Source organism: Cellulomonas sp. P4_A2, assembly GCF_056402515.1.
The window spans coordinates 63,778-85,101 of sequence record NZ_JBFUHG010000018.1 but is presented as its reverse complement, the minus strand read 5'-3'; the positions used below and the strand labels follow the sequence as shown (position 1 = coordinate 85,101).

Annotated in this window: 17 protein-coding genes; 10 read left to right on the top strand and 7 right to left on the bottom strand. The window is 72.0% G+C overall.

From position 1 onward, the window contains the following. Positions 1 to 8 precede the first annotated feature (8 nt). Together AC1DUE_RS16125 and AC1DUE_RS16120 are read left to right on the top strand one after the other, a co-directional pair. Positions 9 to 485, top strand: a complete 477-nt coding sequence (locus tag AC1DUE_RS16125; RefSeq protein WP_477040427.1) for a MarR family winged helix-turn-helix transcriptional regulator — start codon at positions 9 to 11, stop codon at positions 483 to 485. Between the two features lie 4 nt (positions 486 to 489). Then, complete coding sequence (locus AC1DUE_RS16120) at positions 490 to 948, top strand: GatB/YqeY domain-containing protein (protein ID WP_477040426.1); 459 nt, start codon at positions 490 to 492, stop codon at positions 946 to 948. 134 nt (positions 949 to 1,082) lie between these two features. Here the strand turns inward: AC1DUE_RS16120 and treZ are convergent, their stop codons facing one another. Genes treZ through glgX form a run of 3 tightly spaced genes read right to left on the bottom strand, consistent with a single transcriptional unit; the run spans position 1,083 to position 7,596 of the window. Continuing rightward, complete coding sequence (gene treZ, locus AC1DUE_RS16115; protein ID WP_477040425.1) at positions 1,083 to 2,831, bottom strand: malto-oligosyltrehalose trehalohydrolase; 1,749 nt, start codon at positions 2,829 to 2,831, stop codon at positions 1,083 to 1,085. 2 nt (positions 2,832 to 2,833) lie between these two features. Further along, entirely contained in the window at positions 2,834 to 5,344 is a 2,511-nt protein-coding gene (gene treY, locus AC1DUE_RS16110) for a malto-oligosyltrehalose synthase (protein ID WP_477040424.1), read from the bottom strand. Beyond that, on the bottom strand, positions 5,341 to 7,596 hold the full coding sequence (gene glgX, locus AC1DUE_RS16105; RefSeq protein ID WP_477040423.1) for a glycogen debranching protein GlgX: 2,256 nt from the start codon (positions 7,594 to 7,596) through the stop codon (positions 5,341 to 5,343). Before glgX ends, treY begins: the two co-directional genes overlap by 4 nt. Before the next feature lie 119 nt (positions 7,597 to 7,715). Between glgX and AC1DUE_RS16100 the strand changes: the two genes are divergently transcribed. Next, positions 7,716 to 8,954, top strand: a complete 1,239-nt coding sequence (locus tag AC1DUE_RS16100) for an NAD(P)/FAD-dependent oxidoreductase (RefSeq protein WP_477040422.1) — start codon at positions 7,716 to 7,718, stop codon at positions 8,952 to 8,954. Here AC1DUE_RS16100 and helR read toward each other — a convergent pair. Both helR and AC1DUE_RS16090 read right to left on the bottom strand, forming a co-directional pair. Continuing rightward, positions 8,941 to 11,103 carry an RNA polymerase recycling motor ATPase HelR gene (gene helR, locus AC1DUE_RS16095; RefSeq protein ID WP_477040421.1) on the bottom strand — a complete coding sequence of 721 codons (2,163 nt, stop codon included), beginning with the start codon at positions 11,101 to 11,103 and terminating at the stop codon, positions 8,941 to 8,943. The two genes, AC1DUE_RS16100 and helR, sit on opposite strands and share 14 nt — an antisense overlap. Positions 11,104 to 11,203: 100 nt before the next feature. Further along, a complete protein-coding gene (locus AC1DUE_RS16090) occupies positions 11,204 to 12,280 on the bottom strand; it encodes a carboxylate-amine ligase (protein WP_477040420.1) in 1,077 nt (358 codons plus the stop codon). 90 nt (positions 12,281 to 12,370) lie between these two features. Here AC1DUE_RS16090 and galE point away from each other — a divergent pair, with 90 nt between their 5' ends. Beyond that, the gene (galE, locus tag AC1DUE_RS16085) at positions 12,371 to 13,339 is read left to right on the top strand and encodes a UDP-glucose 4-epimerase GalE (protein WP_477040419.1); all 969 of its coding nucleotides are present in this window, start codon (positions 12,371 to 12,373) and stop codon (positions 13,337 to 13,339) included. On the opposite strand, the gene AC1DUE_RS16080 is transcribed toward galE, so the two are convergent. After that, positions 13,336 to 14,226 carry a hypothetical protein gene (locus tag AC1DUE_RS16080; protein WP_477040418.1) on the bottom strand — a complete coding sequence of 297 codons (891 nt, stop codon included), beginning with the start codon at positions 14,224 to 14,226 and terminating at the stop codon, positions 13,336 to 13,338. The two genes, galE and AC1DUE_RS16080, sit on opposite strands and share 4 nt — an antisense overlap. A gap of 152 nt (positions 14,227 to 14,378) precedes the next feature. On the opposite strand from AC1DUE_RS16080, the gene AC1DUE_RS16075 reads away from it, so the two are divergent. The 6 genes from AC1DUE_RS16075 (at position 14,379) to AC1DUE_RS16050 (ending at position 20,588) form a co-directional block, all read left to right on the top strand. Beyond that, a complete protein-coding gene (locus AC1DUE_RS16075; protein ID WP_477040417.1) occupies positions 14,379 to 15,575 on the top strand; it encodes a hypothetical protein in 1,197 nt (398 codons plus the stop codon). Further along, complete coding sequence (locus AC1DUE_RS16070) at positions 15,572 to 16,348, top strand: glycosyltransferase family 2 protein (RefSeq protein WP_477040416.1); 777 nt, start codon at positions 15,572 to 15,574, stop codon at positions 16,346 to 16,348. The genes AC1DUE_RS16075 and AC1DUE_RS16070 overlap by 4 nt, the downstream gene beginning before the upstream one ends. Next, positions 16,345 to 17,187, top strand: a complete 843-nt coding sequence (locus tag AC1DUE_RS16065) for a ChbG/HpnK family deacetylase (protein ID WP_477040415.1) — start codon at positions 16,345 to 16,347, stop codon at positions 17,185 to 17,187. Before AC1DUE_RS16070 ends, AC1DUE_RS16065 begins: the two co-directional genes overlap by 4 nt. A gap of 68 nt (positions 17,188 to 17,255) precedes the next feature. After that, positions 17,256 to 17,867, top strand: coding sequence for a class I SAM-dependent methyltransferase (locus AC1DUE_RS16060; protein WP_477040414.1), 612 nt, complete (start codon positions 17,256 to 17,258; stop codon positions 17,865 to 17,867). Between the two features lie 505 nt (positions 17,868 to 18,372). Further along, positions 18,373 to 19,752 carry a DUF6421 family protein gene (locus AC1DUE_RS16055; protein ID WP_477040434.1) on the top strand — a complete coding sequence of 460 codons (1,380 nt, stop codon included), beginning with the start codon at positions 18,373 to 18,375 and terminating at the stop codon, positions 19,750 to 19,752. Positions 19,753 to 19,811: 59 nt separating this feature from the next. Then, positions 19,812 to 20,588: an SDR family NAD(P)-dependent oxidoreductase gene (locus tag AC1DUE_RS16050; protein WP_477040413.1), complete on the top strand. Its 777-nt coding sequence runs from the start codon at positions 19,812 to 19,814 to the stop codon at positions 20,586 to 20,588. Here the strand turns inward: AC1DUE_RS16050 and AC1DUE_RS16045 are convergent. Then, positions 20,560 to 21,294 carry a potassium channel family protein gene (locus AC1DUE_RS16045; RefSeq protein ID WP_477040412.1) on the bottom strand — a complete coding sequence of 245 codons (735 nt, stop codon included), beginning with the start codon at positions 21,292 to 21,294 and terminating at the stop codon, positions 20,560 to 20,562. The genes AC1DUE_RS16050 and AC1DUE_RS16045 overlap by 29 nt on opposite strands. Positions 21,295 to 21,324 lie beyond the last annotated feature (30 nt).

The window sequence follows — 21,324 nt, the reverse complement described above, 5'->3', positions numbered from 1 at the left end:
TTGACCACATGGCCGACGACGTCGTTCTCCCCGCCCTGCTCCGCGCCGCCCGTGGCGCCTACAGCCACGTCATCCACGCCGAGCTCGTCGCCGGTGGCTTCGACGACGTGCCGCGCAACGGCCCGTTCGTGCTCGGGGGTCTGGTCAACCACGGCGGGAGCGTCTCGGGGCTCACGCGTGAGCTCGGCGTCACCAAGCAGGCGGCGAGCCAGCTGGTCGACACGCTCGTCGTGCGCGGCTACCTCGAGCGCGTCGCGGACCCGCAGGACGGCCGCCGGATGACCGTCGTCCCCACGACCCGCGGGCGCGGTGCCGCCGCGGCGGTCCGCAGCGGCGTCGAGCAGGTCGACGGGCAGCTCCGGGAGCGGCTCACCGCCGACCAGCTGGACGGGCTCCGTGCCGGGCTCGTGGCCCTGTGCGACCTGCGCGAGGAGTGGGAGGACCGGATCCGCGCTTCGCGCCCGGCGCGGGACGGGGGACGATAGCCGCATGAGCTCCGAGACCCTCGACCGCCTGACCGCCGACCTGACCACCTCCATGAAGGCGCGCGACGCCGACCGCACCAGCATCCTGCGCCAGCTCATCGGCGCCGTGCGGGCCGAGGAGAAGGCCGGACCCGAGGTCAAGGAGCTCACCGAGGACGACGTGCTCAAGGTGCTGGCCCGCGAGGTCAAGAAGCGGCGCGAGAGCGCGCAGATCTACACGGACGCCGGCGCAGGCGAGCGTGCGGACGTGGAGACGCGCGAGGCCGACGCGATCGAGACGTACCTGCCCGCGCGGCTCTCGGACGACGAGCTCGCCGCCCTCGTGACCGACGTCATCGCGTCCGTGGGCGCGACGAGCATCAAGGACATGGGTGGGGTCATGAAGGAGGCGACGGCCCGAGCGGGCACCGCCGCCGACGGCAAGAAGCTCTCCGCGCTGGTCCGGGCGGCGCTGGCGGGGTAGCGGTCAGGCGCGGCTGGCGACCACGAACCGCTCGTCGTCGTCCGCGTCGCCGAGCTTCTCCCCGGCCCGCGCGACCATGGCCGGCGAGATGTCGAGCCCGGACACGCCCGTGCCTTCATGGTGGTGCGCGAGCGTCAGGCCAGCACGGTGATCGACCGCGGCGCCCCGACCACCGGTTCGTGCTCCGTGCTCCTCCAGGCGGCCACGACGGCGAGCGCCTCGCCGGTCCCGGCGGCCGGGGGCAGCGGCTCGTCGGAGAGGTTGACGACGACGTGGGCGGCCCCCCGCCGCAGCACGAGCCAGCCGTCCCACGGACCCTCGCCCGAGCCGCCGCCCCAGGTCACGTCCGTCGCGGTGAGGTCGCCGGAGGCAAGGTCCGGCACGGAGCGGCGGAGCCCGAGGAGGGTGCGGTACCAGTCGAGCATCCGGGCGTGCGCCGGATCGTCGAGCTCGGTGCGGTCGAGCGTGCTGGCCCGGAAGGTGGACGGTGCCTGCGGGTCAGGCACCTCGACGTCGCCGCCGTAGAGCTCGGCCCAGCCGTGGCCGCCGAACTCGCGGGTGCGGCCCTCGCGCACGGCGGCCGCCAGGGACGGGTCGGCGTAGGACGTGAAGAACTGGAACGGCGTGCGGGTTCCCCACTCCTCGCCCATGAAGAGCATCGGGGTGAACGGCGACAGGATCAGGAGCGCCGCAGACGCCGCGAGGACCAGATCGGGGTGCTGCCGCGACGGGCGGTCGCCGATCGCGCGGTTGCCCACCTGGTCGTGGGTCTGGACGCTGACGACGAACCGGTGGCCGTCGGTCTCCGGGGGGACCGGGCGGCCCCAGATCCGACCGCGGAAGGTGGACAAGCCGCCGTCGTGCACGAAGGCCCTGGTCAGCGCCTGGCGCAACGCTGACGGCGTGCCGAAGTCGGCGTAGTAGCCGTGCCGTTCGCCGGTGAGCAGGGCGTGGATCGCGTGGTGGACGTCGTCGGCCCACTGGGCGGTCATGCCCCACCCGCCGTCGGCCGTCGGCGTGACCGAGACGATGTCGTTCAGGTCGGTCTCCGCGACCAGCGAGAGCGGTCGCCCGACGGTCGACGAGAGGGCTGCGACCCGGTTGGACAGCTGGGTGAGCAGGTGGACCGGGCGGTCGTCGGCGAGGGCGTGCACGGCGTCGAGGCGCAGGGCGTCGACGTGGAAGTCGGAGAACCAGCGCAGCGCGCTCTCGATGATCCAGCGCCTGACCTCGTCGGAACCTGGTTGGTCGAGGTTGATCGCCGCACCCCACGGCGTCTCGTGCGCGTCGGTCCAGTACGGGCCGAACTCGCCGACGTAGGCGCCCGACGGGCCGAGGTGGTTGTAGACGACGTCGAGGCACACGCCCAGTCCCAGGCCGTGGGCGGTGTCGACGAACCGCTGCAGCGCCGCCGGCCCGCCGTAGGCCTCGTGCACCGCGTACAGGCCGACGCCGTCGTAGCCCCAGCCGCGGTCGCCGTCGAACGGGGCGATCGGCATGAGCTCGACCACGTCGACGCCCAGCGCGACCAGCGACGGCAGCTCGGCCGCGGCGGACTCGAGAGTGCCCCCGGGCGTGAACGTGCCGACGTGCAGCTCGTACAGGACCGCTCCGCGGACGTCGACGCCCTCCCACGACTCGTCGGACCAGTCGAACGCGGACGTGTCGAACACGCGGCTCGGACCGTGCACGCCGGCCGGCTGCCACGCGCTGCGCGGGTCGGGTCGGGGCGGGCCGCCGTCGAGGGAGAACGCGTAGTCCGTCCCGGACGGGAGGTCTCGGTCGGTCTCCCACCAGGCATCGGCGCGCTCCATCGGCACGTGCTCGTCACCGACGACCAGATCGATGCGGGAGACGTTCGGCGCCCAGACGCGAGGCAGCATCCTCAGCCCTGTGCCCGGACGAGCAGGGCGACGGGCAGCCGGTCCAGGATGCCCGCCACGTCGACCACGCCGCCGCTCACGGCGCGCTCGGTCAGGACGTCGAACCAGTCGCCGTCGGGCAGCGCGACCGAGTGGTCGGCCCACCCGCCGAGCCGGTCGACGGCCGCCGCGAGCCGGGTCGCGACGACGGCGACCTGGGGGACGCCGTCCACGGTCCGGGCGTACGTCAGCGAGTGCCCGGACGAGTGCGCGAGCGGCCGGAACCCCGCGGTCGGCCCGACGAACGCGTCGGGCAGGTCGTGCCGCAGGCGCAGCGCGCGGGAGGTGACCAGCAGCTTCTCGTCGGCCAGGTCGCGCGGGCCGGCGCCGTCGTCGAGCCGGACGAGCCGGGCGGCGAGCGGTGCGACGTCGACGAACCGGCGGTTGTCCGGGTCGACGAGCACGGGGTCGGGGACCTCGGTGCCCTGGTAGACGTCCGCGACACCCGGCAGGGTCAGCTGGACGAGCTTGGTGCCGAGGGTCGCCGCCCGGACCGCGGGCCGCGTGCGGACCTCCCACTCCGTGAACAGTGCGGCGACCGTGGGATCGACCAGGGCTTGACGCGCGGCGTCGAGCACGGCGCGTTCGTAGGGCTCGTCGGGCGCCGTCCACGTGGTGCGGGACTTGGCCTCCCGGATCGCCTTCGTCAGGTACTCCACGAGGCGGTCCTCGGCGATCGGGCCGTGGTCCGTCCACGTGCCCGCGAGCGTCTGCCACAGCAGGTACTCGGTCCGGCCGTCCAGCAGCGCGCTGCGGTACGGGGCCGTGGCGGCTCTGAGCCGGTCGACGAGCTGCGACCACTCGCGGGGAAGCTCGCTGAGCACCCCGAGCCGCGAACGCGTGTCTTCGCCGCGCTTCGTGTCGTGCGTCGACAGGGTCGTCATGCCGAGCGGCGACGCCACCTGCATCCGCGCCGCCCACGCCGAGAGGTCCGTCGGCGTCAGCGCGAACTGCTCGGGCGCCCCGCCCACCTCGCAGAGGCCCACGAGGTGCGTCCAGCGGTAGAACGCGGTGTCCTCGACCCCCTTGGCCATGACGGCCCCGCAGGTCTGCTGGAAGCGCACGATCAGCTCGTCGCGACGGGCGCCGCGGGTCTGGCCGGCGCTCCCGACCTCGCGGCCCAGGAGCAGGTCGACGAGCACGTCCATGGTGGACTCGCGCTCCGGCGAGAGCCGTCGGCGTGCGTGCCGGGCGGCGGCGTGCAGCACCTCGAGCGACTCGGGGTGCACCGGCTCGCCGGGCACGACGTAGGCGCGGTACCGGTCGAACGCGACGAGCAGCTCGACCAGGCAATCCTGCAGCGCGCGCCAGGTGTGGTCGCGCAGGCGCAGGTCGTCGTGGCAGATGCTCGCCGCCAGGGTCGTCAGCCGGTAGACCTCCGCGTACAGCGGGCCGTCGACGATCTCGCGCTTGGCCTGCTCGGCGATCCCCGGGAACGCGTCGGAGGTGTCGCCCGTGAGCCGGTGCATGACCGCGTCGAGCACGGCCGCGCCGCCGGGGTCGACGAACGTCTGCTGGATCCGCCAGAGGGCCTCGTAGCCCGTCGTTCCGGCGGTCTCCCAGTCGGCGGGCAGCGTCTCCTCGCCCTCGAGGATCTTCTCGACGACGACCCACGCGCCGTCGCTCTCGGCGCGCAGGCGCGCGAGGTAGCCCGCCGGGTCGGCGAGCCCGTCGGGGTGGTCGATCCGCAGGCCGTCGATCACGCCATCGGCGAGCAGCCGAAGGACGAGCCGGTGCGTCGCGTCGAAGACGTCGGGGTCCTCGACCCGGATGGCGAGCAGCGTGCCCACGTCGAAGAACCGTCGGTAGTTGAGCTCCTCGTCGGCCACCCGCCAGTACGCGAGCCGGTAGTGCTGGCGCTCCACCATCTCGGCCAGGGCCAGGTTCTCGGTACCCGGCCGGACGGGGAACACGTGGTCGTAGTAGCGCAGGACCGTCCGCGTGCCCTCGCCGGGGATCTCGACCTCGTCGAGCTGGAGCTCGTCGCGGCCGAGGACCGCGCCGATCCGGTCGCCCAGCACGGGCATCAGCACCGCGCCGTCGCCCGCCGACCAGTCGACGTCGAACCAGTCGGCGTACGGGGAGTCCGGCCCCTCGCCCAGCACCGACCACAGGGCGCGGTTGTGCCAGACGGGCGTCGGCACGGCCATGTGGTTGGGCACGATGTCGAGCACGAGCCCGAGGCCGGCGTCGTGGGCCACCTCGGCCAGGTGCTCCAGGGCGGGCAGGCCGCCGAGCTCGGGCGCGACCTCGTCGTGGTCGACGACGTCGTACCCGTGGGTGGAGCCGGGAGCGGCCCGCAGGATCGGCGAGAGGTAGACGTGCGTGACGCCCAGCGACGCCAGGTACGGCACCCGGTCGGCGACGTCGAGCAGGGTCAGGTCGGTGCCGAGCTGCACGCGGTACGTCGAGACCGGCACCGGCCGCCCCGCCGTGGGGAGCCGTCGGGTCGGGGTCGGTCGTTGATCGCTCATGCCGTCGGGCGCGGCTTGGTGGTGCGTCGCTTCGGCTTCTCGTCCGTGGCGCCCGCCGAGGCCGTGCGCCGCTTGGCCTGCTTGGCGGCCTCGCGAGACGCCTCCGCCACCGCCCCGGTGCCCGACGACGAGGCAGTCGGCGTCATCGGCGCCCGGGTGAGCACCACGACGGACTTCTGGGCGAGGGTCAGGTCCTTGCCGGACTCGACGGTGGTCCCCGACTCGACCTGGGAGTCCGTGTCGAAGACGGCGGTCCAGGTCTGGCCGTAGGCGACCTCGGGGATCGTGAACGTGGCCGTGTCGGGCTGCCCGTTGAACAGCACCAGGAAGCTGTCGTCGACGATCTCCTGGCCGCGATCGTCGGGCTCGACGATCGCGTCGCCGTTGAGGAAGACCATCACGGCGCGAGCCTGGTCCGCGCCCCACGCCTCGTCGCGCATGTGGTGGCCGTCCGGTGCGAGCCACGCGATGTCGAGCAGGTCCGACTCCCCGCCGTGCTCGGCGGAGCCGGCGAAGAACCGACGTCGCCGGAACACCGGGTGGTCCTGACGGAGCCGCACGACGCGCCGCGTGAACTCGAGAAGCGCGTTCTGCGTCTCGTCGAGGTCCCAGTCGACCCAGGAGATCGGGCCGTCCTGGCAGTAGACGTTGTTGTTGCCCTGCTGGGTCCGGCCGAGCTCGTCACCGTGCGCGAGCATGGGGATGCCCTGCGACAGGAGCAGCGTGGCGATGAAGTTGCGGCGCTGCCGGGCGCGCAGCGCGAGCACGTCCTTGTCCTTCGTCGGGCCCTCGACGCCGCAGTTCCACGACCGATTGTGGCTCTCGCCGTCGTTGTTGCCCTCGCCGTTCGCCTCGTTGTGCTTCTCGTTGTAGGACACGAGGTCGTTCAGCGTGAAGCCGTCGTGCGCGGTGACGAAGTTGACGCTCGCGATCGGGCGGCGGCCGGTGTGCTCGTACAGGTCCGACGAGCCCGACAGCCGGCTGGCGAACTCCCCGAGCGTGGAGGGCTCGCCGCGCCAGAAGTCGCGCACGGTGTCGCGGTACTTCCCGTTCCACTCCGACCACAGCGGCGGGAAGCCGCCCACCTGGTAGCCGCCCTCACCGATGTCCCACGGCTCGGCGATGAGCTTGACCTGCGAGACGACGGGGTCCTGGTGCACCAGGTCGAAGAACGCCGAGAGCCGGTCGACCTCGTGGAACTGCCGGGCCAGAGTGGCCGCCAGGTCGAACCGGAACCCGTCGACGTGCATCTCGGTCACCCAGTAGCGCAGCGAGTCCATGATCAGCTGCAGCACGTGCGGCGAGCGCATGAGCAGCGAGTTCCCGGTGCCCGTGGTGTCGAAGTAGTGCGCCTGGTCGTCGTCGACGAGCCGGTAGTAGTTGGCGTTGTCGATGCCGCGGAAGCTCAGCGTCGGGCCCATGTGGTTGCCCTCGGCCGTGTGGTTGTAGACCACGTCGAGGATCACCTCGATGTCGGCCTGGTGCAGCGCCTTGACCATCGCCTTGAACTCCTGCACCTGCTGCCCGGCCTGCGGGAAGGCCGAGTAGCCGTTGTGCGGGGCGAAGAAGCCGATCGTGTTGTAGCCCCAGTAGTTGGACAGACCCTTCTCGACGAGCGACGGGTCGTTGACGAACTGGTGCACGGGCATGAGCTCGACGGCCGTCACGCCCAGCGAGGTCAGGTGCTCGATGACCGCGGGGTGCGCGAGGCCGGAGTACGTTCCGCGCAGCTCCTCGGGGATCGCCGGATGCTGCATCGTGAGGCCACGCACGTGCGCCTCGTAGATCACGGACTCGTGGTACTCGTGCTGCGGCGGGCGGTCGTTGCCCCAGTCGAAGTACGGGCTGATCACCACGGACGTCATGGTGTGCCCGGCGGAGTCGTCGTCGTTGCGCTCGTCGGGCGCGTCGAACTGGTACGAGTACAACGAAGGGTCGCCGTCGATCTGACCGTCGATCGCCTTCGCGTACGGGTCCAGGAGCAGCTTGTTGGGGTTGCACCGGTCGCCCTTGGCCGGGTCGTTCGGCCCGTGCACGCGGAACCCGTAGCGCTGGCCGGGCGAGATCGCCGGCAGGTAGCCGTGCCACACGAACGCATCGACCTCCGTGAGGTCCCCGCGCGTCTCGGTCCCGTCCGCGTCGATCAGGCAGAGCTCGACCCGCTCGGCCACCTCGGAGAACAGGGCGAAATTCGTCCCGGTCCCGTCGTAGGTGGCGCCCAGGGGATAGGGACGTCCAGGCCACATCTGCATGCGCCCCAGGGTGCCAGCCCTGGAGTCTTCTGGCGCGTGGTGCACAGCGGAAGCACGGGTGGACTTCACCACACCCGCAGACGTTGCGGATCGGGCGGCGACCTGGTGCGCTGGCTGGCATGAGCGCATCGGTGGTCGTCGTCGGGGGTGGTCTGGCAGGCGCCAAGACCGTGGAGGCGCTGCGCGGCGGCGGGTTCGACGGGCGCGTCGTCCTGCTCGGGGCGGAGACCGAGCGCCCCTACGAGCGCCCGCCGCTGTCCAAGGGCTACCTGCAGGGTTCCGACGAGCGCGAGGGTGCCTTCGTCCACGACGCCGGCTGGTACGCGTCGCACGACGTCGACCTGCGGCTCGGGGTCGCTGTGACCGGTCTCGACCTCGCCGCGCACGACGTCCTCGACAGCTCGGGCACCCGCACCGGCTGGGACCACCTGGTGCTCGCGACGGGGTCCGAGCCGCGGCGCCTCGACTTCCCCGGAGCCGACCTGACGGGGGTGGTGCACCTGCGCACCCTCGACGACTCCGACCGGCTCCGGGCCTCCCTCGTGCCCGGCCGTCGCGTCGTGGTGGTCGGCGGCGGGTGGATCGGCCTGGAGGTCGCCGCGGCCGCGCGGGCCGCCGGGTGCGAGGTGACCGTGCTCGTCCGCGACCCGCTGCCGCTGCTGGCCGTGCTCGGACCGGAGCTGGCCGAGACCTTCGCGGACCTGCACCGGGAGAACGGCGTCGACCTGCAGGTCCGGACGGAGGTCGGGGCGATCGTCGCGGCCGGCGACGGCACGCACGTCGGCGCCGTCGAGCTGGCGGACGGCACGCTCGTCGACGCCGACCTGGTCGTCGTCGGCGTCGGCGCGGCACCGCGGGTGGACCTGGCGCGCGACGCCGGGCTGAGCGTCGAGGACGGTGTCCTCGTCGACGCCCACCTGCGCTCGTCGAACCCGCACGTGCTCGCGGTGGGCGACATCGCCCGCGCCCACCACCCGTTCCTGGGCACCCACGTCCGGGTCGAGCACTGGGCCAACGCGCTGAACCAGCCCGCCACCGCGGCGGCCACGATCCTCGGCCGCGACGAGCCGTACGACAAGCTGCCCTACTTCTTCTCGGACCAGTTCGACCTTGGCATGGAGTACGTCGGCTGGGTGGGACCGCACGGCTACGACCGGGTGGTGGTGCGCGGCGACCTGGTCGGGCGCGAGTGCATCGCGTTCTGGCTGCGGGACGGTCGCGTGCTCGCCGGCATGAACGTCAACGTGTGGGACGTGGTCGACGACGTGCAGGCACTCATCCGCTCGCGCGCCCAGGTCGACGCGGACCGGCTGGCCGACCTGGACGTGCCGCTGGGCGAGGTGGTCAGCGGCTCGTGAGGACGACGAGCTGCTGCGTCGCGCGGGTCATCGACACGTAGCGGTCGACCGCCCCCTCGATGCCCTCGCCGAACCTGTCGGGGTCGACCAGGACGACCAGGTCGAACTCGAGCCCCTTGGCCAGCTCGGGCGTCAGCGACCGGACGCGTGGTGTCGCGACGAAGGACGGGTCGCCGATCACGCAGCCGATGCCCTCGGCGTGCTCCGCGGACCAGTCCTCGAGGATCGTGTCGAGGTCGGCCACCGAGCCGTGCGCGACCGGGACCCCTGTGCTGCGGATCGAGGTCGGCACGTTCGCGTCGGGCAGTGCGGCCCGGATGACCGGCTCGGCCTGCTCCATGACCTCCTGGGGCGTCCGGTAGTTGATGCTCAGCGTCGCGAGCGTGAGCTGGTCGAGGCCCACACGCTCCAGCCGCTCCTGCCACGACTCGGTGAACCCGTGCCGGGCCTGCGCGCGGTCCCCGACGATGGTGAGGCTCCGCGACGGGCATCGGCTCAGCAGCATCCGCCACTGCGCGTCGGTCAGCTCCTGGGCCTCGTCCACGACGACGTGCGCGAACGGCCCGGCGAGCACGTCCGGGTCCGGGGCGGGCAGCGCGGTCTCGTCGACGAGCGCGTCGCGCAGGTCCTGGCCGCGCAGCATGCTCATGACGGCGAGCTCCGAGTCGTCGGACTCGATGAGGTCGTCGACGATCTGGTTCATGTACTCGCGCTCGGCCGCGAGCGTCGCCTCGTGCCGCCGCCTGCGCTCCGACGCCTCCGCGTCGCCCAGTCGCTGGCGTGCGGCGTCGAGGAGCGGCAGGTCGTCCACGGTCCACGCCTGCGCGTCGGCCCGCTGCAGCACCCGGACCTGCGACGGCTCGAGCCACGGTGCGCACAGGCGCAGGTAGGCGGGCACCGACCACAGGTCGCCGACGAGGTCGGTGGGCTCGAGCATCGGCCAGGCGCGGTTCAGGGTGCGGACGAGGTCCTTGTTGCCGAGGAGCGCCCGCCGGAGCACGTCGGCGGGGACGTCGTCGTCGTCGACCTTGTCGGCCAGGATCGTGAGCACGGCGTCGAGGACCTGCTCGCGGGCCTCGTTGTGCGGCGTGCCGGGCTCCGGCGCGTCGAACGCCTCGGCCCAGTCCGCCGAGCTGAGCCACAGGTCGGCCCACTCCGTCTCGACCTCCATGCCCTCGGTGGGCGGCCGCTCGTAGAACCGGACGGCGGGCTCGATCGCCCCCACCATCGCTGCCGACGACTTCAGGCGGGAGACCTCGGGGTCGGCCTCGACCCGCGCGGTGGCTCCCTCCAGGACGAGGTCGCGCAGCGTGCAGGTCTGGACGCCCTCCTCGCCGAGGCTGGGCAGGACGTCGCCGACGTACGCCAGGTACGGCTCGTGCGGGCCGACGAACAGCACCCCGCCGCGATGGTGGCCGAGGCGCGGGTCGGAGTAGAGCAGGTAGGCCGCGCGGTGCAGGGCCACGACGGTCTTGCCGGTCCCGGGTCCGCCGTCGACGACGAGCGCGCCGCGGGACCCGGCGCGGATGATCGCGTCCTGGTCGGCCGCGATCGTGCCGAGGACGTCGCGCATCCGTGCCGAGCGGTCGGTGCCGAGGCTCGCGACGAACGCGGACTGGTCGTCGAGCGCGGCGTTGCTGGTGAGCCCCTCGGGGGTGAAGACCTCGTCCCAGTAGTCGCCGATGCGCCCGCGCGTCCACCGGTACCGGCGGCGGCTGACCAGTCCCATCGGGTTCGCGTGGGTGGCGCCGAAGAACGGCTCGGCGGCGGGGGAGCGCCAGTCGAGGAGCAGCCGCCGGCCCGCGGCGTCCGTGAGGCCCAGTCGTCCGACGTAGACGGGACCGTCGGCGGTGACGACGCGGCCGAGGCAGAGGTCGAGGCCGTACCGGCGCAGGGTCCGCAGACGGGCGGTCAGCCGGTGGACCTCCTGGTCGCGCTCCAGCGCCTGCGTGCCGCCGCGGCCCGGCGCCCTGCGCTCGGCGTCGAGCCGGGTCGACAGGTCCGCGATGCTCTCCTCGAGAGTCGCAGCGATGGCGGCGAAGTGCTCCTCGTCGTCCGCGACGAGCGTCGGGTCGGCCTTGGCGGCGAGTCGGTCGGGAAGGTCGAACGCGCTCACACCGGTGCTCCGATGTCCGTGGATGGTGGTCACGGCTGGCGATTCTGCGCGCCGACGGGGGCCTTGCCGCAAGCCCCCGGTCGCGCTATACCTTGGAAGTGGAAGGAGGCCAGGCCTCCTTCCTTTCGTGCGTCTAGGCCAGCGTCCGGTCGACCGCGCGACGGACCACCTCGTCGTCGTCGGCCCCCTGGGCCCGCCAGCCCAGCTGCTGGATCGCGCCGTTGCCCCGCCGCAGCAAGGTCGTCACCTGGTGCTCGACCCACTCCAGGTCCCCGTTCGCCAGCAGCGCGGGCCGGACGTGGTCGACGAGCGTGCCGACGGCCTCCGCCGCAGGGACGGGCGTGCCGGTGAAGGGGTCGACGAGGTCGCCGGACAGCCCTGACCGCGCGGCCCGCCAGCCGGCCGCCCGCAGGAGCTCCGTCCGGGGCTGCTCGATCGTGGCGCGGGTGTCCGCGAGCGCGCGGACGAGGGCGGCCTGCAGCGCCGCGTCGCCCGCGTCGAGGCAGACGTCCGCGACCCGGACCTCGACGGTCGGGTACCGCGACGACAGCCGGGCGTCGAAGTAGACCATCCCCTCGTCGAGGATCGCGCCCGTGCGCAGCAGGCCGTCGATGACCGCGCGGTAGCCGGCCGCGTCGCCGAACGGCGCGGTCGGGCCCGCGGTGGGCCAGCGCCCCCAGACCTGGGAGCGATAGCTGGCGTACCCGGTGGTCGTGCCCTGCCACGACGGGCTGTTGCCGGAGAGGGCCAGCAGGATCGCCGTCCAGGGCCGCAGGTCGTCGAGGATCCGCACGCCCTCCTCGTCGTCGGCGACCTCGACGTGCACGTGGCACCCGCACGTCAGCTGGTCCCGCGCCGTCTGCCCGAACTCCGCCCGGATCGCGTACGCGCGCTTGTCGGGCAGGACGGTCGACTCGACGGCCTGCGGGGGCGTGGCCAGGGCGGCCACCCGCGCGCCCGCCCGACCGGCCAGCTCGTCCGCCCGGGAGCGGCCCGACCGGATCTGCTCGATGAGGTCCGCGAGGTCCGTGCACGGGTGCGTCGACGTCTCGATCTGCTCCTGCTTGAACTCCTTCTCCAGGTCGCCGCCGGGTTCGTCGCCGGACGACGGCTCGTCCGCGGCGTGCCGCAGGACCGCGGGGGCGACCGCGTGGGGCTGCCCCTCGGGCGTGACGAGCAGGAACTCCTCCTCGACGCCGACGCTCCGCATCGGCTCAGTCTGGGGGAGTCTTCTGCGACGCGCTCGGCAACCCTCGCCGATCCACCCACCTGCCCGGTCGGTGAGCGCTAGTCTCCGGGCGTGGCAGTGCTCGTGACAGGGGGAGCGGGCTACATCGGGGCGCACGTGGTGCGCGCGGTGCAGTCGGCTGGGCATGCGGTCGTCGTCGTCGACGACCTGAGCAGCGGCGACGCCGGACGCGTCCCGGACGTGCCTCTGGTGCGTCTGGACCTCGCGCTCGCGCCGAGCCCGGCGGCGCTCGCCGCGACGATGCGCGAGCACGGCGTCACGTCGGTGATCCACCTCGCAGCGCGCAAGCAGGTGTCCGAGTCGGTCGAGCGCCCGCTCTGGTACTACGACCAGAACCTCTCCGGGCTGTCGCACGTCCTGGGCGCGATGGACCTGGCGTCGGTCGGGACCATCGTGTACTCCTCGTCGGCCGCTGTGTACGGCTGCGTCCCCGACGAGCTCGTCACCGAGGACGTCGCCCTGGCACCGATGAGCCCGTACGGGCGCACAAAGCTCGCAGGAGAGTGGCTCGTGCGGGACGCCGTCCGGGCGCGCGGGGTGCGCGCCGTCGCCCTGCGCTACTTCAACGTCGCCGGCGCGGGCGCCCCGGAGCTCGGCGACACCGTCGTCGCGAACCTCGTCACCTGCGTCCTGGACCGCATCGGTCGGGGGCTGCGTCCGCAGGTGTTCGGTGCCGACTACCCGACCCCGGACGGCAGCTGCGTGCGCGACTACGTGCACGTGCTCGACCTCGCGGAAGCCCACGTGGCGGCCCTCGCGCGGTTGCAGGCGTCCCCCGAGTTGGTCGAGTACACGCTCAATGTCGGCACTGGCCGGGGCGCGTCCGTGCTGGACGTGCTCGCCGCTCTGGGCTCGATCACGGGCCTGGACACGACCCCGGAGCTCGTCGGCCGCCGGGTCGGCGACTCGGCTCACGTCGTCGCCGACGTGAAGAGAATCCATGACGTCCTGGGCTGGACCAGCAGGAGGTCGCTGCGCGACATGCTCGAATCGGCTTGGACAGCCTGGACCCGACGTTAGGAAGCTGGTTTGGCGAGCCGGTCGGCGTCCGGCACACCGAAGCGCGCGACGACTACCGCGCCCCCGAGCACGAGGAGGAACGCCACGAACGAAGCGATGGCCGCGCCATCGGCAGGGCGGTCGCCGGCGAAGACGATGCCGAGAAGTGCGCCGGCAACAGTCTCGGTTCCGACCATGATTGCCGTCACCGGCACAACCGGAGCCCGCCGCAGCGCGAGCGCCGACGCGGCCAGTCCGAGTCCGCCACACATGACCGCGCACCAGACGACGGGCTCCGCTACGAGGTTGGCCGGAGACCATCCGGGCGCAGTGCGGGCGCCTAGGGCGAGGACTCCAAAGCAAGAGCCAGCGACGACGGCGAGGACGAATCCCCGCCGGGGCGTCGGCAGTCCGAGCGATGTGAAAGCCGCGGCGCCTGCGAGCAGAACTGTTGCGACCAGGGCAAACCAAGAGACGTGCGTGCCGGAGGAGTCTGCTGTCTGCGAGGTCACCGACATCGCGAGGACAACGAGTCCGGCGGCAACTGACACCAGGCCGAGCCAGTCGGTCCAGCGCAGGCGAGAGTGCAGCACGATGACCGAAAGCACGGCTGCCACGCCAAGGCTCGAGGCGCGGCCCGCCTGTACCGCGAAGAGGGGCAGGGTCTGCAACGCGACGAACGACAGGCCGAAGCCGGCCGCTACGAGCACGAGGGCGAGAAGGTAGAGCCGGCTGCGGAGCAGGCCCCCGACCAGCGACGCGTCGAGGCCGGTGTCGGAAGGCAGCTGCCGCACCGCGACGGCCTGGAGCACGATGGCGGTCCCCGAGCACAGGACAGCCAGGGCCACGCACAGCAGAGCTGCCCCCACATCCACCCCAGTCATGTGACTCGTCACGAACTTCGCCACGCAGCGCGCGTCGAAACCCTATGCTCCACGCTGAAGCGTCGTGGACGACGCAGGCCAGGGGGCAGATCATGCAGATGGGGTTCGTCAGGAAGAGGAAGGTGGGGAACGGGGTCGAACCTGCTTCCTCAGGAGGTCCGCTGCCGTGGCGAAGCGTGCTCTTGTTGTTCGCGCTGGTAGCGGTCGCCCTGTCGCTTCTCGTGGCGCAGATGGAGCGCAACCGGGGGAGCGGCGGGCTGCAGCCGTCCGAGCCGGGACCGCTGTGGCTTAACGGGTGGTACCAAGGTGACGCGGGCTGGTACCTGGGGATCGCGGACTCGGGGTACTTCTTCGTCCCCGGGCAGCAGTCGTCGATCGCGTTCTTCCCCACCTATCCACTCGCGTTGCGTGTTCCTGGGAACCTGCTGGGCGACAACTTCCAGCTCGCTGGCACTCTGATTGCCGTCGTCGCCGGGGCGGCGGCGGTACTGCTGTTCGCCCGGTGGGTCTGGACCCGGTTGCCGAGGCGCTCCGCCGTGCTTGCCATCGCGATCCTGCTCGTCTACCCCTACTCGTTCTTTCTCTACGGGGCGATGTACGCCGACTCGTTGTTCCTGCTGTGCGCGATCGGCGCCTTTGTCCTCGTCGAACGTCGGTGGTATCTCGCCGCCGGCCTTGCCGGCGCTCTGGCTACCGCCGGCCGCCCGGTGGGCATCGCCGTCGTGGTCGGTCTCGTTGTGCGCACCGTCGAGATCCTGGCCGACGACCGTCGGGCCCGGTCCGAGCCAGGCGGGACCTCCACCGTCGTCGGCGGCACGATCGTCGTGCACTCAACTTGGCGAGAACTGGTCGGTGCGTTGCGCGACGTCCGTGTTCGCCAGCTCGGCGTCCTGGCCTCGCTCGCGGGGGTCGTCGCGTGGTGCATCTGGCTCGGCGTCACGTTCGGCCACCCCCTGGCATGGGTCGAAGCCGAGTCGGCACCTGGCTGGAACCAGGGTGTCGGGCCCAGGACGTGGTTCAAGATCGTCTTCCTGGGGACGCTGGTCAAAGGTCCCTACGACATCGCGGGACTCCTCGTCCTGCAGGCGGCCGCGTGCTTGTGCGCCGTGCTCCTGCTGCGCAGGGTGTGGCAGCGGTTCGGCTGGGGGTACGCGGCGTACGCGGCGGTCGTGCTCCTGATCCCGATCCTCGGCACCAAGGACTTTATGGGGACGGGGCGCTACGTGCTCGCCGCGTTCCCGGTGATGGCTGCTGCGGGCGACTACCTCGCCGGCCTCCGGCACCGCTGGGTGTGCTGGGCCATCCTCGGCCTGTGCACCGCGGCGCTCGTATTGCTCACTGCACTCTTCGGAAGGTCGGTCGAGGTCTCATGACCCGCGAACCCGCGACGTACAACCCTTTTGCCAAACTGTCGATCTTCTTCCCGATGTGGAACGAGGAGGAGTACATCCGCCGAGCCGTCGGGGCAGCGCGCCAGGTATGCGAGGCGCTGCTCGAGGGAGGGCAGATCCTCGACTACGAGATCATCGTCGTCGACGACGCGTCCAGCGACTCTACCCCGGAGCTCGCGGACAAGCTCTCGGTCGACGATCGGCACGTACGGGTCGTTCATCACCTGCGCAACCGCAAGCTCGGCGGTTCGATCAAGAGCGGTTTCGCTGCGTCGACGGGCGACGTCGTCCTCTACACGGATGCCGACCTGCCGTTCGAGATGGAGGAGTTGGTGCGGGCGCTGCGTGTCCTGCAGACCTACGAGGTCGACGTCGTCAGCGCGTACCGCCTGGACCGCACGGGCGAAGGGCCGCGCCGGGCGATCTACTCGTTCATCTACAACTGGCTCGTACAGCTGCTGTTTGGCACGCGGCTGCGGGACATCAACTTCGCGTTCAAGGTTTGCCGGCGCCGCGTCCTGGACCATGTGACGCTCAAGAGCGAGGGCTCGTTCATCGACGCCGAGCTGATCATCCGTGCACAGCGGTCCGGCTTCCAGATCTTGCAGATCGGCGTCGACTACTTCCCGCGGACTCGCGGTGTTTCGACGCTGTCCTCGCCGAGCGTCATCAAGGGCATGATCGGCGAGATGTGGCACTTGCGCCGTGAGTTGCGGAGCCTCGAGCCGGTCGCCGGGGCCGGGTGTCAGCCGTGAGCCGGCTGCTCGTCGTCACCGCTGACGACCTGGGCCTCACCCGCGGGGTGAACGAGGCGGTGCGGCGAGGGCACGAGGGCGGCCTGGTGACAGCGGCGTCGCTGCTCGCGGTCGGGAAGGCGTTCGACGACGCTGCCGCGCTCGTCCGTGACCTCCCTGCGCTCGAGCTTGGTGCGCACCTCGCTCTCGTCGGGGAAGACCCGCCCCTCCTCTCGGCACGAGAGGTGCCGAGCCTTGTCGACGCCCGCGGCGCGTTCCCGCTCAGCTACCGCGTCGTCGTGCGACGAGGCCTGACGGGCCGGATCGATCCAGATGACGTGCGGCGCGAGCTCGGTGCCCAGCTGGAGCGTGTTCGGGGGATCGGCGTCCCCGTGACCCACGTAGACACGCACCAGCACACTCATCTGTGGCCGACCGTGGGCGCCGTGGTCGCCGAACTGGCTGCACGAGCCGGCATTCTTGCGGTTCGGCTGCCTGCCAGCCACTCGTGCGGACCTGTCGGCCTCGGCGTTCGGGCGCTCGCCCGACGCACCCGTACTCAGATCCGCCGCGCCGGCCTCTCGACGACGCAGGACTACGCCGGTCTGGACGAAGCGGGACGACTGGATACTGTCCGATTCGTCGACACCGTACAGCGCGCTGCTCGCCGGGGTGCCGAGACGCTCGAGATCAACTGCCACCCGGCGCTCGCGGACGACGCCGATCTGCAGCGGTTCACCTGGGGCTACCGATGGGCCGACGAGCTGACGATGCTCCTAGACCCGCGATCGAGACGCGCGGTCGATGACGCCGGATATCGTCTCGGCGGCTTCGCGGCCTTGCCCGGGGAAGCCGCTTGATACTGCGGCGTCGCCCGGACGGTCCGGCACGCGAGGCGCTTGCCCTCTACCGCTACGCACCGGTATCCGTGCGGGCACACGTCACGATCCGGTGGTGGAGCGCGCCGTTCCGGTCGGTTGCAGACGCGCTCCCGACGTCCGGCGCGATCCTGGAGATCGGGTGCGGGCACGGGCTGTTCAGCGCATACGCCGCGTTCGACGCGCCGGGCCGGGACGTTCTCGGCGTAGACATCGACGGGAGCAAGATCGCGGCCGCGGTAGTCGCAGCCAACGGCCTGGATCGGCTCGCGTTTAGGATCGCTCCGGACGGTGCAGTGCCCGACGGGCCGTGGGACGCGATCGTCTTCGTCGACGTCCTGTACCTGTTACCGGCTGACGAGCAACGCAGGCTCCTGGCGGAGTCGGTCGGGATGCTGGCGCCGGGTGGGTCGGTGGTCGTCAAGGAGATGGGTGCACGCCCCCGTTGGAAGGTCCGCTGGAACATCCTCCAAGAGACGATCTCTGTGAAGGTCCTGCGGATCACCGAGGGCTCGTCGTTCGACTTCGTGGACCCCGGTGTAATGGCAGGCTGGCTGGCTGACGAGGGTCTCCGCGTCCGAATGCGACGCCTCGACGTGGGCAGGATGCACCCGCATCACCTGCTCGTCGCGAAGGCTCCGGGACCTGACGCCTCTCGTTGACCGCGCAGCCGCCAGACCGTACCGTGCGGTAACGCTGACGTCCGGATGGTGAGATACGCGCATGAGCCTGTTTCCGACCCTGCACGCGACCGGGGACCTCCCGCCCGCCCACCGGTCCCACCTCGAGCACCACGGGATCGCTCTGGTCGGGGTCGACGACGACCCCGACGTCGTCCTGGTCCTGCCGGGCACGGAGCCCGCGCAGACCGGGGCCGGGACGATCGTCGTCGCGACGGGGGAGGACGGGCCGGCGACGGTCGCGCTCCTGGCCTCGCGCGGCATCGTGAGCCGCCCGTCGCAGGCGACCGGGTCGCTCGCGGTCGCCGGCATCGGGGTCCCGGACCTGCTGGCCTGGACGGGCGATCTGACGCTCCCGGTGCGGGCGGTGCTCGACGTCGACGCCCCCGCCGTGCCCATGCTGCGGCTCGGCGAGCGCGGCCCGGTCGTCGCCGCAGGCGTGCGGGACGAGACGGGCGCGGCGCTCCTCGTCCTGGGCGTGGATCCCCTGGTGGGGACGCCGGAGGTGCTGCTCAATGCGGTCAGCTGGGCTGCGGCACCCGCGCCGGCCGGCTCGGCGAGCCGGGACCCGCTGGTCGACCACCCCTCCTGGCAGCGGCTCAAGGCCGACGTCACCGAGCTCCAGCAGCTCCAGGTGAAGGACGGCTCGATCGCCGACCCGTCGCTGCACGAGCGCGCCCGCGAGCTGGTGACCGCGATCGACCTGGCGGTCGCCGCGCTCGTCCCCGTGCTCCCGCACGACGAGGAGTACCTCACGGCGGTCGGCAAGGACCTCCAGCGGTGGTCCGACGCGGGCTTCGTCGTCCCCGACTTCCTCGACTCGCTGGTCGCGTTCCGACCCGAGACGCAGCGCGTCGACGGGCTGGTGCACCTGGTCGTGTTCCCGATGTACACGCAGAACGGCAGCACCGACCGGCGCGTCGAGGCCGTGCTGCTGCGGGTGCGCTGGCCCGACCTCGTCGCGGACCTGGAGGCGACGCAGTTCAGCAACGCACTGTTCGTGCCCGTGACGTTCCTCGACTTCACGCCGGGCTACGACACCAACTCGGCGGTGCTCTTCCCCGAGACCGTCGCCGTGCGCGAGGTGCCGACGTTCACCTGGGGTGCGATCTTCGCCGACCGGGAGGCCGCACGGTTCCGGCGCGTCGTGCGGGCGGCAGCCGACACCACCCGCCTGGCGCTGCCCCCGGACGCGGCCCGGCTCCTGGAGGACCAGCGCCTCGCCGAGGAGACGTTCGTCCTCTGGGACCTGGTCCACGACCGCACGCACATGCGCGGCGACCTGCCGTTCGACCCGTTCATGATCAAGCAGCGGATGCCGTTCTTCCTGTACTCGCTCGAGGAGCTGCGCTGCGACCTGACCGCGTTCCGTGCCGCGGTGCGCCTCGAGGCCGACGGCGTCCCGCACGCGCGGTACGTGCAGTACGCGATCCTCTTCGACCGCATCTTCCGGTTCCCGGTGACGGGCACGCGTGTGCGCAACTACGACGGGCTCGGCGGCCAGCTGCTGTTCGCCTGGCTGCACCAGCACCACGTCCTGCACTGGACCGACTCGCGCCTGACCATCGACTGGCCGCAGGTCCCCGACGCCGTCATCGCGCTGGCCGAGCAGATCGAGCAGCTGTACTGGCGCTCGATCGACCGCCCGAAGACCGCGCACTGGCTCGCCGCGTACGAGCTGGTGTCCGGCACGCTGACGCCGCACCCGGCGTCCCGGTGGGCCGTGCGCGACCTGCCGCTCGACGGCCCGCCCAAGGGGCTGACCGACGCGGTCCTCGACGACGAGTTCCCCCTGTCGATGTTCTACGAGGCGCTGTCCCGCAAGATCGCCGACGTCGTCGCGTCGACGTCAGGGATCACCGCCTAGTCGATTCCGGCCCGCCCCGCGCGTCACCCCGTCGACGGACTCACGGACGGGGAGGCGGCATGGAGCTCGACGGATCGGTGGCGGTCGTGCACGGCGCGGCCGGGGCGCTCGGGAGCGCGATCGTGCGTGCGTTGGCGCGCGACGGCGCGACGGTCCACCTGGCGGGCCGGACGCTGGCGCCCCTCCAGGCGCTCGCCGCGCAGGTCGGGGGCACCGCCACCCTGGTGGACGCGACGGACCCCGGGGCGGTCGACGCGCACCTGGCGGGGATCGGGCACGTCGACATCGAGGTGAACGCCGTGGGGGCCGACCACGTCCAGGGCGTCCCGCTGCGCGACCTCGCACTCGACGACTACCTGCAGCCGATCGTCGCGGTCACCACGACGCAGTTCGTCACGGCGACCGCGGCGGCCCGGCGGATGGTCGCGGCGGGCGGCGGTGTGGTGGTCGTCCTGTCGACGACCGCGGCGCGGGTCGGGCTGCCCTCCGACGGCTTCGGTCCGGCGTGCGCGGCCGTCGAGGCGTTCGCCCGCCAGCTCGCCGCAGAGGTCGGTCCCCGCGGGGTGCGCGTCGTGTGCGTCCGGGCCGACGCCATCCCCGGCTCGGTCGCGCACGGCTCGCACGCGGCGGCGATGTGGTCGCGCGCGGCACGGGCCCGGGGATCCACCCTGGAGCAGGCGATGGCCGCGGGCCTCGGCGTGCCCGGGGCACTGCTGGCCGACGAGCTCACGCTCGACGCGCTCGGGGACGTCGTCGCCTTCCTCGCGTCCGACCGGGCACGGTCGATGACGGCGACGGTGACGAACCTCAGTCGGGGGGCTCTGCCGGACCTGTGAGGCGCGACCGGCGCGGCGTGACAGTGAAGGACGCGACGAGCCGAGCCACCAGGGTCGCGAGGAACACCTGGCCGACGAGCGCCTCGAACGTGGCGAGGTTGCGGCCCGGGAACTGGGCGGCGGTGAAGTCGCCGTAGCCGAGCGTGGTGAGCGTCGTGTACGAGAAGTACTGCAGCGCCTGCTGGCTCGTCGCCTGACCGCCCGCGAAGAACGGCTGGGGTCCGAGCCAGGCGAGCACGCCGAATATCGCGGTGAAGATCATGCCGATCAGGAGGTACGCGCTCAGCGCCCCGAAGATCGACTGCAGCGTCACCGCAGTGCGGCGCAGGATCCGGTCGAGGATGACGACGAGAGCGGTGATGAGGATGCTCGCGACGGCCGCGTTCAGGACGCCGTAGGCGTCCTCGCGCGGCAGGACGAGAAAAGCGCTGACGCTGACCACCGCGGCGACGGCGGGAACCGTGCGCACGACGATCCGCGCGCGCCCCTCGACGCGCGACGACCGGATGGCGACGAACAGGGCGCCGACGTAGAGGAACGCCACCCCCACCTGCACCCACTCCTCGCCCCCCAGGGCGGAGGTCACATAGGCGGTGACCAGGAGCGTGAGTACCAGGGCGAACCGGTCCGGCTCGCGGCGGCGCTCGGACCAGGTCCGTCTCGTGCGCTTGGTCTCGGCGGGTTCCTGCGGCTCCTCGGCGCTCACGTTCGGGAGGTTAGCAGCGGTCATGGTCCG